The sequence below is a fragment of the Dyadobacter sp. CECT 9275 genome, from assembly GCF_907164905.1.
Lineage (GTDB): Bacteria > Bacteroidota > Bacteroidia > Cytophagales > Spirosomataceae > Dyadobacter > Dyadobacter helix.
This window is the reverse complement of record NZ_CAJRAF010000002.1, coordinates 1691270-1709749: the sequence shown is the minus strand read 5'-3', so window position 1 is coordinate 1709749 and position 18480 is coordinate 1691270. Positions and strand designations below refer to the sequence as shown.

8 protein-coding genes are annotated in these 18480 nt (G+C 44.0%); all 8 read left to right on the top strand.

The window, feature by feature from the left end; translation table 11 throughout:
- Positions 1 to 31: 31 nt before the first annotated feature.
- The 8 genes from KOE27_RS14965 to KOE27_RS14930 all read left to right on the top strand — a co-directional run bounded on the left by KOE27_RS14965 (position 32) and on the right by KOE27_RS14930 (position 18463).
- Entirely contained in the window at positions 32 to 10717 is a 10686-nt protein-coding gene (locus tag KOE27_RS14965) for a PA14 domain-containing protein (protein WP_215239667.1), read from the top strand.
- A 49-nt stretch (positions 10718 to 10766) separates the two neighbouring features.
- Positions 10767 to 11519 (top strand): hypothetical protein, encoded by a 753-nt coding sequence (locus KOE27_RS14960; protein ID WP_215239666.1) that lies wholly within the window; start codon positions 10767 to 10769, stop codon positions 11517 to 11519.
- A 348-nt stretch (positions 11520 to 11867) separates the two neighbouring features.
- On the top strand, positions 11868 to 12233 hold the full coding sequence (locus tag KOE27_RS14955; RefSeq protein WP_215239665.1) for an SdrD B-like domain-containing protein: 366 nt from the start codon (positions 11868 to 11870) through the stop codon (positions 12231 to 12233).
- Between the two features lie 208 nt (positions 12234 to 12441).
- Positions 12442 to 12891 (top strand): DUF3997 domain-containing protein, encoded by a 450-nt coding sequence (locus tag KOE27_RS30050; RefSeq protein ID WP_215239664.1) that lies wholly within the window; start codon positions 12442 to 12444, stop codon positions 12889 to 12891.
- 202 nt (positions 12892 to 13093) lie between these two features.
- Positions 13094 to 14623: a phosphoethanolamine--lipid A transferase EptA gene (eptA, locus tag KOE27_RS14945; protein ID WP_215239663.1), complete on the top strand. Its 1530-nt coding sequence runs from the start codon at positions 13094 to 13096 to the stop codon at positions 14621 to 14623.
- Between the two features lie 459 nt (positions 14624 to 15082).
- Positions 15083 to 15868 (top strand): alpha/beta fold hydrolase, encoded by a 786-nt coding sequence (locus KOE27_RS14940; protein ID WP_215239662.1) that lies wholly within the window; start codon positions 15083 to 15085, stop codon positions 15866 to 15868.
- Positions 15869 to 16405: 537 nt separating this feature from the next.
- Positions 16406 to 17617, top strand: coding sequence for an IS256 family transposase (locus KOE27_RS14935; RefSeq protein ID WP_215239661.1), 1212 nt, complete (start codon positions 16406 to 16408; stop codon positions 17615 to 17617).
- A 294-nt stretch (positions 17618 to 17911) separates the two neighbouring features.
- Positions 17912 to 18463, top strand: a complete 552-nt coding sequence (locus tag KOE27_RS14930) for a hypothetical protein (protein ID WP_215239660.1) — start codon at positions 17912 to 17914, stop codon at positions 18461 to 18463.
- The last annotated feature ends 17 nt before the right edge of the window (positions 18464 to 18480 follow it).

Genomic DNA, 18480 nt, shown 5'->3' with positions numbered 1-18480 from the left:
TCCGCATATTAAAGATCTGCTCTTACCCTCTATGAAAAAAGTTTTACTATGGACATTTCCTACAGAAGGATATACAAGCCTTCTTAAAGGATTATTTGCGACAATAATTGTTTCGTTTTTAAGTAACGGCTTAACATTCGCACAATACCAAAAACCGAATGTCAATATGCCAAGCCCCAACGCGGCGAGTCTGGGGATGTATGGTGAAGTCCCTGTGTCGCTGTATACAGGAACGCCCAATATTGACATCCCTGTTTACACGATAGATGAAGGCAAAATTAAAGTGCCAATCAGCCTGAGTTATCATGCTTCGGGTGTACGGGTCAATCAGCATCCGGGATGGGTGGGACTGAATTGGAATTTGAACGCGGGAGGAGCGATAACAAGGACCGTGAAGGGAGCAAATGATGAACACTGGGTCCTGGCCAATGGAAATGTGGGTAAATATGGTTATAACCATCATACAGGCGCACTTGCTGCAACTAATTGGAACGAAAAGCCAGGGCTTGTTAATATTCTTCAGGCTAAAATAGATTTTGGTATTTTTTATGATACCGAACCTGACGAATTTTCATTTAATTTTTTGGGGTATTCCGGGAAATTCTACAAAAGCCATCTTGGGGACTGGCAGGTTGTGTCGGATTCTGAGATGAAGATTCAGGATCAGGGCCTGCTTGCTGTTCCGGAAGAAATTACGGCCGGACACCGGGGCCCTTTCGCATTGCAAAATACGTTTGGAGGGTTTGTAATAACTACTGCTGACGGGATGAAATTTTCTTTCGGCGGAACAAATTCGGCCATTGAATATAGCACCTCTTTTTTTGACGAAAGAGATCACATCTGGGTTGCAGACACATGGTTTCTTACCAAAATTGAAACTCCTGAAGGGCTTGCCGTTAACTTTACTTATGCTGCCCAAAATGAGGGTAAATTTATAGCATCGTTCAATAACTCCTATCAAACCGGGAGCATGACCTATGATATAGCCGGCTATGCAAGCGGAGGAACGTCAAGTGTGCAATCGAATTGGTCGAAACTGAAAAAACACTCGGGTAATCTTATCCGCCCGGTTTACTTGAATAAAATCACGTTTCCAAAAGGGACTGTTGACTTTTCCTGCTCTAATTCCACAGAATTAAAATATCCGGAGAGGGTCTTAAAAGGGTATGTTGACTGGCTTGAAAGTCCGGAAGGAATGCAGGCAACCAGTGAAGAAGACAACCTTTACAATCTATTTACCTATTTTGATTTTGATAACCCAACTGAAATCGCCGGTAAAACCTTAACACAACAAATACCATACATTATCAATGAACTAATTTGGAAAAAACTTGACAATATTGTTGTCAAACAAAAGGATGGTAAAACCATTCAAAATATTGAACTAGGCTACAATAACTCAGCTGACCACAGGTTAATGCTGAAAAAAGTGTCTGTGAAAGATGGTGACTGTAAGAATAATTTTAATCTTAGCTACCACAATGAAGATAATTTACCTGAATACTTCGACGAATATGATCAAACCGATCACTGGGGTTTTTACAATAATAATACTGCATTTAAATATATTGACATAGAAGCAAATAAGGATAATTATTTTAATCATAAGCAACCCTCGACAAATATTAATGTACTTAATGCTGGCAGCCTGAAAGAAATAATATATCCGACTGGTGGCAAAACCGAGTTTATTTATGAGCCTCACACCATTTATAAATATAAAACGGTTAATACGGACGGTAGCTTCTCTCTTACCCCGGCATTGACTCAGGGCGTAGGGGGGCTGCGAATAAAAAAAATCATAAGCACGGGTAATAGCGTAAATGAAAAATCATATTCGTATGAGTGGAATGGCGGTTCCAGCGGGATTGGTAATGGATTACACCAGTATCAATGGCTTTCAGTCCTCAGGGCTGCTGACAAAGATGGGGGCCATGCCTTGACTTATGCAAGAAACTTTTTTATGATTTCAAATACACTACCAATGAGTGCCAACAGTCTGGGCAGTCATATTGGATACAGAGAAGTCAAAGAAACAAATAGTGATCAGAGTTATACGGTATATAAATATACTAATTACGAATCGGAGGATGGAAGTCATATGGATGACTATACTCTCGAATCGAACAAATGGGGGACGGAAGGAAATATCTATGATCCGCAGATCGACAAATCAATTGAAAGGGGGAAATTATTATCAGAGGAAAAACACGCCGTACAGAATGGTTCAAAATTAGTCAGCAAACGAGAGATAACTTATAAAAAATTATCTGATCAATTTATAAAGTCGGCAAAGGCTTCAATGTATGACTTCAAAATTTCGGTAAATGGTACGGGTGGTGACCCGACCTATCAAACTGTAATTAGCTATTTAGCTGCCCCATACGGCTATCATGCCTACCAATACAAGCCGGAAAAAGAAGAGCTTTATCAATATGATGAAACGGACCCGACGAAGTTTACCCTTGCCACAACGGAATATACCTACAATGGCATAGGCTTGCCAACAGAGATTAAAACAAAGGGGAACGGTGAGACTACCAGGACCCTGAATAAATATGCTTATGATTATTCCAACCAGGTGTCAGCTGTAGGAGAACCCGCGGCAAGTCTCTATGCTATGAAAGCCCTGGGCATGCAGGGAACTCCGGTTGAGCAGCAAATATGGAATGACGAAAACGGTACCGATGCCATGGTGGATGGTTACATTAATTTGTACCGGAGATATGGAGCCAATCCGGGATTTAATAATATCCAGGTGGAAAAAACATACCGGTTCAGTAATTTATCACCTGTATCCGGAATAAATTTATCCAAAACCGATAATGGAACTTTCACTTATGACAATAAATACACCGATTTAGTTGTTGATTTTGGTACTGATGGCTATACTACCAATGGAGAACCGAAACAGTTTACGGCGTCTGATGGTATCACCCAAAGTTATACATGGGGTACCACCGACGAAACAGGATTGTTGAAATCAAAAACGATAGGGAATCAAACAACCACCTTTGAATATACCTACCCGCTGATTGGTGTATCAAAAATTACTGACCCTAATCAGTTGGAAACCAGGTATTCCTACGATAACTTCAACCGCCTTTCGGAAATCCGGGATTATAAAAATAACCTGGTTCAGTCCTTTACCTACAATCTTAAAAATAATGAAGGCTGCCCGACTTTGCCGCTTATAGATCCTTATGATCCACAAGTTCCCAGTGGCTGTAGTGCGGAATCAGTGGCCTTTTACAATAATACTCCTGAAAATTATACCTACACGATTAATGTCCCGACTGCAGGAACTTATACGATTAAGATTACCTATAATCGGTCGCAGGCTTCATCAATTGCTACAGGAAGCATTAAGATCAACGGGGGGGCAAGTCAGTCTTTGAGTTTTGCATATACAGCAGGATCAGAGAACTATCAGGAAGTTACCGTCAATGCTTCTCTTGTGGCAGGTAAGAATACTTTTCAGATATTCGGAGGCCCCAATGGTATTTTTCGTACAAAGAAAGTGTGTGTCGAAACAAGTGAAATTTCTCAACCCAGTCCCCCCACAATCAGTAAGACTTCTGGTACGACGGTGTGCTCTGCCACCAGCCAGCAGGTAACACTCACAGCAACGAACTGCAGCGGTGCGGTTACCTGGTATAAGGATGGCACACAGGTAGGCACAGGGACAACACATACGACAAGCGTTGCCGGCAGTTACACCGCAACCTGTACTGTGGGCAGCTTGGTGAGCGTAGCTTCCTCTGCTGTCGTTGTTTCGGCAACCTCAGGATGTGACCCTGTAACCTGTTCTGGTTATACGTTCAGCGAAGGCCAGGTTCTTGGAACTACTTCCACGAATGTCGTGATCCGTATTGTCTCGGGTTGTCCTGTTGCTTACTGGGCCGGAACGGAGAACCGTGTCAACCGGGACTGGATAGGTCTTCTGACAGGAAAGACTATTCCTGATAATATTCTGTCCTCCTGCGTGAAGTGGGATGGAGATGTTTTGAATTGCGTTAGCTGTACGCCCCCCTCAACACCTGTGTTGAGTGCGAGCCCGTCGACTATTAGTGTAGGAGGCAGCAGTACGCTGACTGCTTCCAACTGCTCAGGCACGATTACGTGGTCTGACGGCCTTGGTACAGGAACGACCAAAACGGTATCTCCATCATCAACAAAAACTTACACTGCGACCTGTACTGTAGACGGATGTGTGAGTGCGAATGCCAGCGTTACGGTGAGTGTCAGCAGCTCTCCTCTGATCCCCGTACTTTCGATCTGGAAAGCGGGTGTATCGGGAGTCCGCACGAAGATCAAGGATCTTGCAGAAGGAGATCAGATCCAGCAGAGCAGCTTCGGTGGTGGGCAGGCCAACTGGTTTATTGCCATCGCCGGTCAGGTTACGAATTCATCGGGGGCTAATTACTACGATAAGGTACAGATTAATCTGGACGGTCCTGGCGGTTTTTCTTCTGGATGGGGTCCTGATAATGTTGCTGGTAGCGATGGAGGTCCATTCGGTCTTAACGGGCGTGACGGAGGTTACCCGCCAACCCTTGGTTCTTATCAGATCCGTGGCAAGGTATTCAATGGTTCAACGGAGCTTGGCAGCAAGACTATTAATTTCAGTATTGTTAATTCCTGTACAGCTCCTTCGATATCAAAAACCTCCGGTACAACGGTATGTTCTGCGACTAATCAGCAGGTAACGCTGACGGCCACGGGCTGCAGTGGCACGGTAACCTGGTATAAAGACGGTACACAGGTGGGTACGGGAGCAACGTATACGACAAGCATAGCGGGCAGTTATACGGCAACGTGTACGGATGGTAGTTGTGTGAGTGGAAATTCTTCTGCTGTCGTTGTTTCGGCAACCTCAGGATGTGACCCTGTAACCTGTTCCGGTTATACGTTCACCGAAGGCCAGGTTCTTGGAACTACTTCCACGAATGCCGTGATCCGTATTGTCTCGGGTTGTCCTGTTGCGTACTGGGCCGGAACGGAGAATCGTGTCAACCGGGACTGGATAGGCCTGATGACAGGCAAGAGTATTCCTGATAATGTTCTGTCGTCCTGCGTGAAGTGGGATGGTGATGCTTTGAATTGCGTTAGCTGTACAACTCCCTCCGCCCCTTCAATATCAAAAACCTCGGGCACTACTGTCTGTTCTGCGACCAACCAGCAGGTAACACTTACGGCTACGGGCTGCAGTGGTACGGTAACCTGGTATAAAGACGGTACACAGGTGGGTACCGGGGCAACGTACACCACGAACCTGCCGGGCAGTTATACGGCAACGTGTACAGTAGGTAGTTGTGTGAGTACAGCTTCCTCTGCGATTGCGGTCACGCAGACATCTGGATGTGAAGCTGTATGTTCTAATCCGCGAAACGCTGAAAATCCATCGGGGACTTCATCGGGGCTCAATTACAAGTACTATGAAAGTGCAGTGGGTGGGAATTGGTGTGCTACGAGTTCGTTGTCCGGACAAACGGTTGTCAAGGCAGGGAATGTGACAAACTTCTCTCTGGGGAACAGGAACCGTGATGAAAACTTTGGTTTTGAATTTACAGGTTATCTGGATGTACCGGCAGACGGAGAATACACATTTTACCTTGGAAGCGATGATGCAGCTGTGTTTTATATTGGTAGCCAGACAGTGGTATCTTATGAAGGTTGCCACGGTACAAGTCCTGAGCAAACCGGGACGATCTGTCTGAAAGCTGGTAAACATGCTATTAAAATGCTGCTTGCACAGGGAGGCGGAGGATTTGGGCTTGAATTACAGTGGGCTGGCCCCGGGTTGAGCAAGCAGTCCATTGCAGATAACCGTCTTTTCCGTTCGGGCAGCTGTACGCCCCCCTCAACACCTGTGCTGAGTGCGAGCCCGTCGACTATTAATGTGGGAGGCAGCAGTACGCTGACTGCATCCAACTGCTCTGGCACGATTACGTGGTCTGACGGCCTTGGTACAGGAACGACCAAAACGGTATCTCCATCATCAACAAAGACTTACAGTGCGACCTGTACTGTAGACGGATGTGTGAGTGCGAATGCCAGCGTTACGGTGACTGTCAGCAGCTCTCCTCTGATCCCCGTACTTTCGATCTGGAAAGCGGGTGTATCGGGAGTGCGCACGAAGATCAAGGATCTTGCAGAAGGAGATCAGATCCAGCTGAGCAGCTTCGGTGGTGGGCAGGCCAACTGGTTTATTGCCATCGCCGGTCAGGTTACGAATTCATCGGGGGCTAATTACTACGATAAGGTACAGATTAATCTGGACGGTCCTGGTGGTTTTTCTTCGGGATGGGGTCCTGATAATGTTGCGGGTAGCGATGGAGGTCCATTCGGTCTTAACGGGCGTGACGGAGGTTATGCTCCAACCCTTGGTTCTTATCAGATCCGTGGTAAGGTATTTAATGGTTCAACGGAACTGGGCAGCAAGACTATTAATTTCAGTATTGTCAGCTCGTGCAGCGCCCCAACGATCAGCAAGACCTCCGGTACAACGGTATGTTCTGCGACTAACCAGCAGGTAGCGCTGACGGCCACGGGCTGCAGTGGCACGGTAACCTGGTATAAAGACGGTACACCGGTGGGTACGGGGGCAACGTATACGACAAGCATAGCGGGCAGTTATACGGCAACGTGTACGGATGGTAGTTGTGTGAGTGGAAATTCCTCTGCTGTCGTTGTTTCGGCAACCTCAGGATGTGACCCTGTAACCTGTTCTGGTTATACGTTCAGCGAAGGCCAGGTTCTTGGAACTACTTCCACGAATGCGGTGATCCGTATTGTCTCTGGTTGTCCTGTTGCTTACTGGGCCGGAACGGAGAACCGTGTCAACCGGGACTGGATAGGCCTTCTGACTGGAAAAAGTATTCCGGATAATATTTTATCATCTTGCGTAAAGTGGGATGGAGATGCACTGAATTGCGTTAGCTGTACAACTCCTTCAGCCCCTTCAATATCAAAAACCTCGGGCACTACTGTCTGTTCTGTGACCAACCAGCAGGTAACACTTACGGCCACGGGCTGCAGCGGTACGGTAACCTGGTATAAAGACGGTACACAGGTGGGTACGGGGGCAACCTATACGACAAGCATTGCGGGCAGTTATACGGCAACGTGTACAGTAGGTAGTTGTGTGAGTACAGCTTCCTCTGCGATTACGGTCACTCAGACATCGGGATGTGAAGCTGTATGTTCTAATCCGCGAAACGCTGAAAATCCATCGGGGACTTCATCGGGGCTCAATTACAAGTACTATGAAAGTGCAGTGGGTGGGAATTGGTGTGCTACGAGTTCGTTGTCCGGACAAACGGTTGTCAAGGCAGGGAATGTGACAAACTTCTCTCTGGGGAACAGGAACCGTGATGAAAACTTTGGTTTTGAATTTACAGGTTATCTGGATGTACCGGCAGACGGAGAATACACATTTTACCTTGGAAGCGATGATGCAGCTGTGTTTTATATTGGTAGCCAGACAGTGGTATCTTATGAAGGTTGCCACGGTACAAGTCCTGAGCAAACCGGGACGATCTGTCTGAAAGCTGGTAAACATGCTATTAAAATGCTGCTTGCACAGGGAGGCGGAGGATTTGGGCTTGAATTACAGTGGGCTGGCCCCGGGTTGAGCAAGCAGTCCATTGCAGATAACCGTCTTTTCCGTTCGGGCAGCTGTACGCCCCCCTCAACACCTGTGCTGAGTGCGAGCCCGTCGACTATTAATGTGGGAGGCAGCAGTACGCTGACTGCATCCAACTGCTCTGGCACGATTACGTGGTCTGACGGCCTTGGTACAGGAACGACCAAAACGGTATCTCCATCATCAACAAAGACTTACAGTGCGACCTGTACTGTAGACGGATGTGTGAGTGCGAATGCCAGCGTTACGGTGACTGTCAGCAGCTCTCCTCTGATCCCCGTACTTTCGATCTGGAAAGCGGGTGTATCGGGAGTGCGCACGAAGATCAAGGATCTTGCAGAAGGAGATCAGATCCAGCTGAGCAGCTTCGGTGGTGGGCAGGCCAACTGGTTTATTGCCATCGCCGGTCAGGTTACGAATTCATCGGGGGCTAATTACTACGATAAGGTACAGATTAATCTGGACGGTCCTGGCGGTTTTTCTTCTGGATGGGGTCCTGATAATGTTGCGGGTAGCGATGGAGGTCCATTCGGTCTTAACGGGCGTGACGGAGGTTATGCTCCAACCCTTGGTTCTTATCAGATCCGTGGTAAGGTATTTAATGGTTCAACGGAACTGGGCAGCAAGACTATTAATTTCAGTATTGTCAGCTCGTGCAGCGCCCCAACGATCAGCAAGACCTCCGGTACAACGGTATGTTCTGCGACTAACCAGCAGGTAGCGCTGACGGCCACGGGCTGCAGTGGCACGGTAACCTGGTATAAAGACGGTACACCGGTGGGTACGGGGGCAACGTATACGACAAGCATAGCGGGCAGTTATACGGCAACGTGTACGGATGGTAGTTGTGTGAGTGGAAATTCCTCTGCTGTCGTTGTTTCGGCAACCTCAGGATGTGACCCTGTAACCTGTTCTGGTTATACGTTCAGCGAAGGCCAGGTTCTTGGAACTACTTCCACGAATGCGGTGATCCGTATTGTCTCTGGTTGTCCTGTTGCTTACTGGGCCGGAACGGAGAACCGTGTCAACCGGGACTGGATAGGCCTTCTGACTGGAAAAAGTATTCCGGATAATATTTTATCATCTTGCGTAAAGTGGGATGGAGATGCACTGAATTGCGTTAGCTGTACAACTCCTTCAGCCCCTTCAATATCAAAAACCTCGGGCACTACTGTCTGTTCTGTGACCAACCAGCAGGTAACACTTACGGCCACGGGCTGCAGCGGTACGGTAACCTGGTATAAAGACGGTACACAGGTGGGTACGGGGGCAACCTATACGACAAGCATTGCGGGCAGTTATACGGCAACGTGTACAGTAGGTAGTTGTGTGAGTACAGCTTCCTCTGCGATTACGGTCACTCAGACATCGGGATGTGAAGCTGTATGTTCTAATCCGCGAAACGCTGAAAATCCATCGGGGACTTCATCGGGGCTCAATTACAAGTACTATGAAAGTGCAGTGGGTGGGAATTGGTGTGCTACGAGTTCGTTGTCTGGTCAAACGGTTGTCAAGGCAGGGAATGTGACAAACTTCTCTCTTGGGAACAGGAACCGTGATGAAAACTTTGGTTTTGAATTTACAGGTTATCTGGATGTACCGGCAGACGGAGAATACACATTTTACCTGGGAAGTGATGATGCAGCTGTGTTTTATATTGGTAGCCAGACGGTGGTATCTTATGAAGGTTGCCACGGGACAAGTCCTGAGCAAACCGGGACGATCTGTCTGAAAGCTGGTAAACATGCTATTAAATTGTTGCTTGCACAGGGAGGCGGAGGATTTGGGCTTGAATTACAGTGGGCTGGCCCCGGGTTGAGCAAGCAGTCCATTGCAGATAACCGTCTTTTCCGTTCGGGCAGCTGTACGCCCCCCTCAACACCTGTGTTGAGTGCGAGCCCGTCGACTATTAGTGTAGGAGGCAGCAGTACGCTGACTGCTTCCAACTGCTCAGGCACGATTACGTGGTCTGACGGCCTTGGTACAGGAACGACCAAAACGGTATCTCCATCATCAACAAAGACTTACAGTGCGACCTGTACTGTAGACGGATGTGTGAGTGCGAATGCCAGCGTTACGGTGACTGTCAGCAGCGCTCCTCTGATCCCCGTACTTTCGATCTGGAAAGCGGGTGTGTCGGGAGTCCGCACGAAGATCAAGGATCTTGCAGAAGGAGATCAGATCCAGCTGAGCAGCTTCGGTGGTGGGCAGGCCAACTGGTTTATTGCCGTCGCCGGTCAGGTTACGAATTCATCGGGGGCTAATTACTACGATAAGGTACAGATTAATCTGGACGGTCCTGGCGGTTTTTCTTCTGGATGGGGTCCTGATAATGTTGCTGGTAGCGATGGAGGTCCATTCGGTCTTAACGGGCGTGACGGAGGTTACCCGCCAACCCTTGGTTCTTATCAGATCCGTGGTAAGGTATTTAATGGTTCAACGGAGCTTGGCAGCAAGACTATTAATTTCAGTATAATTTGTAACACAGATGAAACTTATAGTCAGGTACAGGATGCACGCGTTATGTCACATCCAAGTGCCGCAGGAACAAACTATGGATCACTTCCAGAACTTAACGTCGGCGCCTGGACTTATACAGGTGTTGCTGCAACTTTGAGAACATTTATCAACTTCTCAGAGCTAGCCCAGATACCTCAGGGCGCAACCATCGTATCAGCCACTCTTATGCTCAAAGGGGTTAGCCAGCAGGGCGCTAGTTTGGATAGAGGTGAAAATCACAACACAAATGAATTCTGGATTCAAAGGGTAACCTCCTCTTGGTCCGAAAGTGGAGTAACCTGGATTAATCAACCCAGCACGACCACGGCTAATCAGGTTGGAGTTCCTAGCATTACTCAAAAATGGGATTTTAGTGCAAATCTGGATGTGAAAAATTTGATACAGGATATGGTTAACCTTTCCCCAAATCAGCGATTTGGGCTTTCAATAAAACTTAAAAATGAAGTAGAATATCAGTTTCTGATATTTAGTTCCAAAGAGGCAAGCGATGCAAGCAAACGACCCAGGCTACAGGTAAAATACACTTGTCCTTCTGTTCCAGCCCCATAAAACTGAGTTAGACATATTACCTTTCTTTTAAAACTAAACTTTTACAATCATGAAAAAAGAACTAATGCGGATTGTTCCGATATTTATTTTTTCCGTTTGGCTGCTGTCCTGCATTGCCAGTGACGACGTTAGTGTAGAGCCCGACGAAGGCACAAAAGTGGAGGTCTTAAAAAGGGCAATCATCGGCAAATGGGAGTTTCAGACTGAAAATCTAAGGATTATGGGCGGTAAGTCCTGGATCGAATTACGGGGAGATAGCTCTTATACACTCAATTCCATGGCCTCCAAAAAAGTTATAACGGATAAATATACCGTCGTGAGTAGCTCAGAAATAGCACTGAGCAGTTTTGGTAAAATAGCCAATTTTAAAGATAATGGGAACGAGATCACTTTTGATCTGTATTCCAATGATAAAAGGATAGCGTCTGCTGCAAACAGGGTGGCTGCAATTGATACTACCGAACAGACTGCACTCCTGTGCCGTAACTGGAACATGCTGAGTGAAGAAGCAGGGATAGATTCTGTTAGAAACGTTGGAAAGTCGACGGTACAATTTTATCAGACAGGAATTTATGTAATAAAATCCGGGGCAGGAACAACTGCCGGTTCTTCGTATGGAGGACTCGTTATGCATTGGAAATGGCACCCGGAAATTGCTAACCGTATTATTTATTGGTATACCGCAGATCGGATCGATCCCAGCAAGTATTATTATGACATTCACGAATTGACGGAATCGTCATTAAAAATAACTGAATCAAATTATTTTGGCCTTTTTAAATTTAATTTTGAGCCGGAGTAATAACCCAGAGATAAATCGCAAAAAATGAAATAAACGCTCCGGGAGGATTAGTGGTACTCATTTATTGATATTATCAAAAGAGGTGCTCAGCTAAGTTATTTTCCTTCTCTAATTGTTACCATCCAAAGAGCAACGGTTACTAAACCGCCTGAGTTACACTGACTGGCAGCAACTGGTCAGTGTAATGATTTTCTGGAGTGTACGCTGAACAGTGTCAGGATTTGATTTTGGGAGATTCGGCCGCCAAGGAAAAATTCTCGATCTGCTTGTGTATGTACCCCCTTTTTCAGACAGTCATTAGTTGTTTCTTTTTTCAGTAGCAATTCTTTCCATTCAGAAGGGAGCATATTGCTTACCCTCATCCTCACCGCCATCGGGCCGTGTCAAAGTCACTCCATCGCCCAAATCACCGGCCAAACCTGGCAGGATGTCAATGCCAACGGAGTTTTGGATGATACAGAAGCCACACAGGCACAGATGAATGTAACGGCTTATGATGGACAGGGAAAGCGCATCGCCTCTGCTGTCACCTATGCCAACGGTGCTTATGTGCTGGATGTGCCTCCGGGACAGCGTGTGAGGCGGAGCTTAGGAAACCTGTCGGAAGTTCACATGTTCTATTTGCGATGGATTAAAGTACTAATACACAGCTCGCCATTTTGCAAAACTAGGAGGCAAATTTCGCCACTGACGACCGGTTGGCAGAATTTATAAAGTACCGGTCGTAACCTCTCTCAGATCAACCCTTCTTTTTATATTCAAAAATGTTGATATTGCTGCGCATTGGGTATATAGGTGCGGCCCTTACCTTTGATCCAGTAAATTGTATAGATCAATATTCTAATCAAGTCCGATGGGCGGTTTCATTACGGTAGGGATGATGCGATTTATTTTCTTATCAATTTCAGGTGCTTTCTAAAATATGAAATCAATAAGCTACATCTTAATACTGTTCGTGCTCAACGCTTGTAATTTAAGTGATGAGATTATTAAAATAAACGCTGACTGGCAAATTTATTATGAAGGCAAACATAATGTAATCGCGGAAGGTAGAATGAAGGGGCGGTATTACGTTATACCATGTGAAGTTGTTAAATATTGCCACGATGAAAATTTTATTATAGTAATGCAAAATCCTCAAAGGGAATGCTTTTTGCAGATTGATACAATTGATTACAAGTATGGGTTAAACAAGGTTTATTATTGGATTGTTTTAAATAAGAGTGGTAAATTACTTGGTCCGATGAATATTGAAGAATTGAATCGGACCAGGAAATTATACAAAATACCTGATCAACTAAAATTGGAGACGGTGTTTGAAGTTATTCGCTATGAGTTACGTCAGATACAAAGTACTAAAATTCCGTGTTAGTAGCTTTAGGCGCAGACTTACGAGTTTTTCGTTAGCCAGAAATGTAAAATTTACCATTGAGTAGACAGTGGAAAATACTACTCGTTTTTATTTTATTATTTTTGATTTTCCGTGTAGTGTTAGTTGATGTAATATTCAAGGATCATCTGGTTTTTATATTTACCGTTAATTAATTTAGTTATTTCAATATATACAATTGTCTATGAGTATTGTAAAGGATAGGCTGAAAATAATTCATTTTGTTTTGTTTTTGAGTTTTATTAACTTTTTATTTTTTCATTACCCGTTTTTTAGCTTTGTATTTAAAAATGTAGATTATAAAAGTATAAACGGTGTTATTCTCACTGGTAGCTTAATTGTAGCAGCATTGGTTGCCAATGCCTTTGCTTTTTATCTATTTTGTTCCCTTTTTCGGGTTGTCGGAAAGGTGTTACTTTCAATTCTATTTATAATCAATTCGGTAGCTGTTTACTTTGTTAATACTTACAGTATCATACTTGATGAAAGTATGATTGGCAATGTGCTCAATACTAAATATGAAGAGGCCGCAAGTTTCTTTTCTGTAAAATTATTAGTCTACTTGATATTTCTTGGCATTATTCCAAGTTTGTATATAACCAAGATCAAAATAATCTATTCTGCCTGGAAGAAATTTTTAGTTAATACTTCGCTTATGCTGGTATTTCTCCTTGCATTGATATTTGCAAATGCAAGCAACTGGCTATGGGTTGATAAAAATGCGAAGGAATTAATTGGTCTAGCCATGCCTTGGTCTTATGTGGTAAATACTATGCGTTTCTATATACACGAGCATGATAAAAACAAGAAGGAAATTTTATTACCAGATGCTACCATTAAGGATAGTCAGAAATCTATTGTAGTCCTGGTTATAGGAGAGTCGGCAAGAAGCCAGAACTTTTCTCTTTATGGATACAAGAGAAATACCAATCCATTTCTTTCCAAAATTCATAATGTATTCCATTTTAATGCTACTTCGGCTGCGACCTACACCACTGCCGGTGTAAAAAGCATTTTAGCGCATAGCGGTTCTGATGAGCTGTATGAGATTTTGCCCAATTATTTATATAGAAACAATGTAGAGGTTATTTGGAGAACCACAAATTGGGGAGAACCACCTGTTCATATCAAGGACTATCAGGATAGGAACGTTTTAATGTCCAAATGTAAAGGTGAAGGATGCGGCTATGACGAAATTCTTTTGTATGGATTAAGGGAGCAAATTGAAGCTAGCAGAAATAATAAAATATTGGTAGTACTGCATACGAGTACAAGCCACGGCCCTACCTATAGCAAAAAGTATCCGCGTCAATTTGAGACTTTTAAGCCGGTTTGCAATAGCGTTGAGTTAGGGGAATGCTCTCATGATGAGTTAATCAATGCTTATGACAATACAATTGTCTATACCGATTATGTTTTATCAAGGGTAATTGAAGAACTAAAACGATTTAAAGACTATAACAGTACCATGATTTTTGTCTCCGATCATGGTGAGTCATTAGGAGAAAAAAATCTATATATGCATGGTCTTCCTTTAAGTATAGCTCCCAAAGAACAATATGAGATTCCATTTATTGTCTGGTTGCCAGATGGTTCCAGGCAGCTCAAACCCAATAAGATGTTATCCCAGAATCATGTGTTTCACAGTGTGTTGAGCTTCTTAAATATACAAAGCCCCATTTATGATGAGAAAATGAATATTTTTTCTCGATAGAGCGAGATGGTTATGGATAGGCTATGTTGAATTTTGAAATGTAATATTTGAAAGACTGCGTCAACCAGATGCTAATTATGCACCTGGTTGGCACATTACGATTTTACTAATGTGCGACGAAGGTTCCAATGCCTAAGATTCAATACCAAGAACATATATGAACGAGCGGGAGCGTGAACTTCAAATTCTCAATGAGGATAGATTGAAATACAAAAAAGTTGTATTGAAGAGAAAAGCAATACAAAGCCCTGAGGGATCGATGGGATTTTAATATAAACTTTGTAAAAATCTACAGGTTAAGAACCCTCAGTACAGCTGTGTGATGAAACTACGCTGGTAGTGATAATATGCAGAAAAAATGCCTGAATGATTTCGCACCATGGGTAAAAAGATAGTTTTTCGGGTTTATTTATTTGCGCGTAGGGGTTACGTGCATTCTCTAAGCAGCCAAGGAAGTACATGGAAAAACAAATATTTGAAAGTGCTTATGCCACGGTAAATGGATTGAAAATGTATTACGAAGTGCATGGAAGCGGCGACATTCCCTTGGTGCTGATCCATGGCGGCGGCTCTACCATCTGGACAACCTTTGGCCGGATATTACCTTTATTTGCAAAAAACCGAAAAGTAATCGGGGTGGAGTTGCAGGCGCACGGGCATTCCGGCGACAGAGATACCGACGTGACATTTGAACAGGATGCGGATGATGTAGCTGCCTTGCTTGCCCATCTCGGAATAAATAAAGCCGATTTTCTGGGTTTCAGTAATGGAGGTAGCACAGCTCTGCAGATCGGGATCAGACATCCGGACGTCGTTCGTAAACTGATTGTTGTGTCGGCCATTTACAAAAGGAGCGGCCTATTTTCCGGTTTTTTTGATATGATGGAAACCGCGTCACTAGAGAACATGCCGCAGCCGTTGCAGGCAGAATATCTGCGCGTGGCTCCGGACAAAACCAAACTTCAGGTCATGCACGACAAGGATCGTGACAGGATGATTCACTTCAAAGACTGGCCGGAAAGCGACCTGCGTACCATCACCATGCCGACACTGATTATGAATGCAGACCGGGATGTGGTCCTGCCCGAGCATGCCATTGAGATGGCACGCCTCATACCTCATGCCGAACTGATCATTTTGCCCGGTACACATGGGGCGTTTCTGGGAGAAATCTGTACGGTGGAGGAAGGTAGCAGAATGCCCGCGCTGGTGGCCGATATGCTGGACGAGTGGCTGGAAAAGTAGCGGTATAGCAGCATCCAGTAGCTGACAATAGATTTGGAAAAAAGGAAAGCGAATGGCTGAACCAAGGGATTCACGGCTTGCCAAAAAAGCATGTACTTAAGCTATCTGAAGATTGGATGATGCTAAACCGTCAAAAGGTTTTCTCGTTAATAAAATATAAAATTATTTATATTTTATTAAAAATATATTTTCAAGAAATATAGAACTATTTCTATTTTTACGTATTCAAACGGTAGCTTTTTGCTGTGTTTTGGCGATGATTTTGTAGTTCAAGAAACGGAGTTACTTGTAGATTTATGATTTTGGTCATAAAAAATGTAGCGAGGTCATTAAAATATTATTAAATGGTAATACTTGGAAAAGTGTAATTGATATGTAAACGGTGTAAAAATATTTTTATACTTAAATTCAAATTATTTAATTTTTTATTTGGATTTCATATTTATTTAAAACTACATTTGCTAAACGCTACAAATAGTTACATAGAGGAGACTGTAAAATGAACTCTGTCTAAAAGTTTTAACTTTAAGACAGAACATGGAAAAGACAGAATTCGAACAGATGCGCGACAAGGCGCTCGAACAGTTGATGAAAGGACAATCGTTGACTGGTAAAGACGGGGTGTTTGCTCCGCTGCTTCAACAATTTTTGGAAAGCGCTCTTGAGTCGGGAATGAATGCTCATCTAAGTTCGGAGGAGCGAGAGTCTGGTAATAAGCGCAATGGCAAAGGCAGTAAGCGCCTAAAAACCATTTCGGGCGAAATTATTCTGACTACGCCTGAGGATCGAAAAAGCAGCTTTTTGCCGCAAATCGTCAAGAAATGTGAAACCGTGCTAGCCGATAATCTGGCTCCTCAAATTATTGGATTATACAGCAAGGGTATGAGTTTTAGGGACATCTCGGATCACATCCAACAAATGTACGATGTAGAGATCTCTCACAGCACGCTCTCAGAGATTACAGAACGGGTGATTCCCCAAGTGAAAGAATGGCAGAATCGCCCCCTGGAAAGCCTTTACACAATCGTGTGGATGGATGCTATGCATTATAAAGTCAAGGATGGGGGGCGGGTTGTGCCGCGTGCGGTCTATAATGTACTGGGAGTAAACCGGCACGGATACAAGGAGTTAATAGGTATGTATATATCTGAAAGCGAGGGTTCTAACTTCTGGCTATCGGTACTGACGGACTTAAAATCCAGAGGGGTAAAGGATATTTTGATTGCTTGTACGGATAATCTTACAGGTTTTTCAGAGGCGATTATATCGGTCTTCCCCGGCTCGGAGATCCAGACCTGTGTGATCCATCAGATCCGTAATTCACTAAAATATGTAGCCTCCAAAGATCAGAAGGCTTTTATGCAGGATCTGAAAAATGTTTATCAAGCCCCCACCCAAGAAAAAGCCGAACTTGAACTCGAAAAACTCGATGAGAACTGGGGAAAAAAGTATCCCATAGTAATCAAATCCTGGTACAGTAACTGGCACAAACTATCAACCTATTTTGCTTATGATGAGCATATTAGAAAACTTATCTATACTACCAATGCTGTTGAAGGATTCCATAGGCAGGTACGTAAAATCACAAAGACAAAAGGAGCTTTTCCTAATGATATGGCTCTTTTGAAACTTATCTATCTGGCTGTCGAAAATATTAGCAAAAAATGGACCTCTCCCTTACTAAACTGGGCCATTACCTCGCAACAATTGGATATCAAGTTTGGTGACAGAATGAAAATGGATCTATGATATTCTTCCGATGACAAAAGCAAAATTAGCTCGTAATTGATCTTGTCAAGGGTATATAAACGGCCGTCTTCGCCAGGCCGCCCTTGACAAGATCAACTACTACCACTGTAAGGCTTTTGAAATCGAAAGAAAAAAATAACTTTGAACAAATATTTGTAACCAGACAGAGTTCAAAATACACTCCCACATAAAGTTAGAAATCAACGGATGATGGGTGTGATTTCTAATTTTATGATTGCGCCCTGATATTATTTAAACACACATTAACTAATTTAGGAGAAAATGCCCTTCGCTATGAAATTGATCTTGATAAAATCGCAAATCTTGTGCGGCTTTTGCATCCTTCTTTTTATTGCCGGGCATCAGGCAGAGGCGCAGACTAAAGGGATTTATCCTTATAAATGTTTTATAACGCTGAAAGGCCGGAAACTGCAAAGGGTATATTTGTACCAGATTACCGATTCTACAATTCAGATCGCCAGAAAACACAATCACCTTTTTAAGGCGGATAGCCTTCCGGTTCTGATTGAAAGCATTCCTATAAACCAGGACTTAGTTAAGATACGAGCGAGAAGCCGTTTCTCCGGGCTGATTGGAGGAGGCATTGGCTTCGTGGTAGGTGTTGCCCTGGCTACTCTTGCGATCGAAGGCTCTTCCCCAGACATTGGGGAGGCATTGGTAGGCGTGTTCCTGGTTATTCCGCTGGCAGGAACGGGGTCTGGCTTTCTGGGCGCATACGCTGCAAATTCCACTTCCAAAGTTGAATATAAACATTTGATTTCCGACAAAAAGGAATTTGAAAGATTAAAGTACTATTCTTTTAAAAGCTGGGTGGAAAGGAGGTAAGGTGTGCTATATCAGTA

Coding starts and splice junctions, on each gene's coding strand:
- KOE27_RS14965 (WP_215239667.1), top strand. CDS start 32: ATGAAAAAAGTTTTACTATGGACATTTCCTACAGAAGGATATACAAGC.
- KOE27_RS14960 (WP_215239666.1), top strand. CDS start 10,767: ATGAAAAAAGAACTAATGCGGATTGTTCCGATATTTATTTTTTCCGTT.
- KOE27_RS30050 (WP_215239664.1), top strand. CDS start 12,442: ATGAAATCAATAAGCTACATCTTAATACTGTTCGTGCTCAACGCTTGT.
- eptA (WP_215239663.1), top strand. CDS start 13,094: ATGAGTATTGTAAAGGATAGGCTGAAAATAATTCATTTTGTTTTGTTT.
- KOE27_RS14940 (WP_215239662.1), top strand. CDS start 15,083: ATGGAAAAACAAATATTTGAAAGTGCTTATGCCACGGTAAATGGATTG.
- KOE27_RS14935 (WP_215239661.1), top strand. CDS start 16,406: ATGGAAAAGACAGAATTCGAACAGATGCGCGACAAGGCGCTCGAACAG.
- KOE27_RS14930 (WP_215239660.1), top strand. CDS start 17,912: ATGAAATTGATCTTGATAAAATCGCAAATCTTGTGCGGCTTTTGCATC.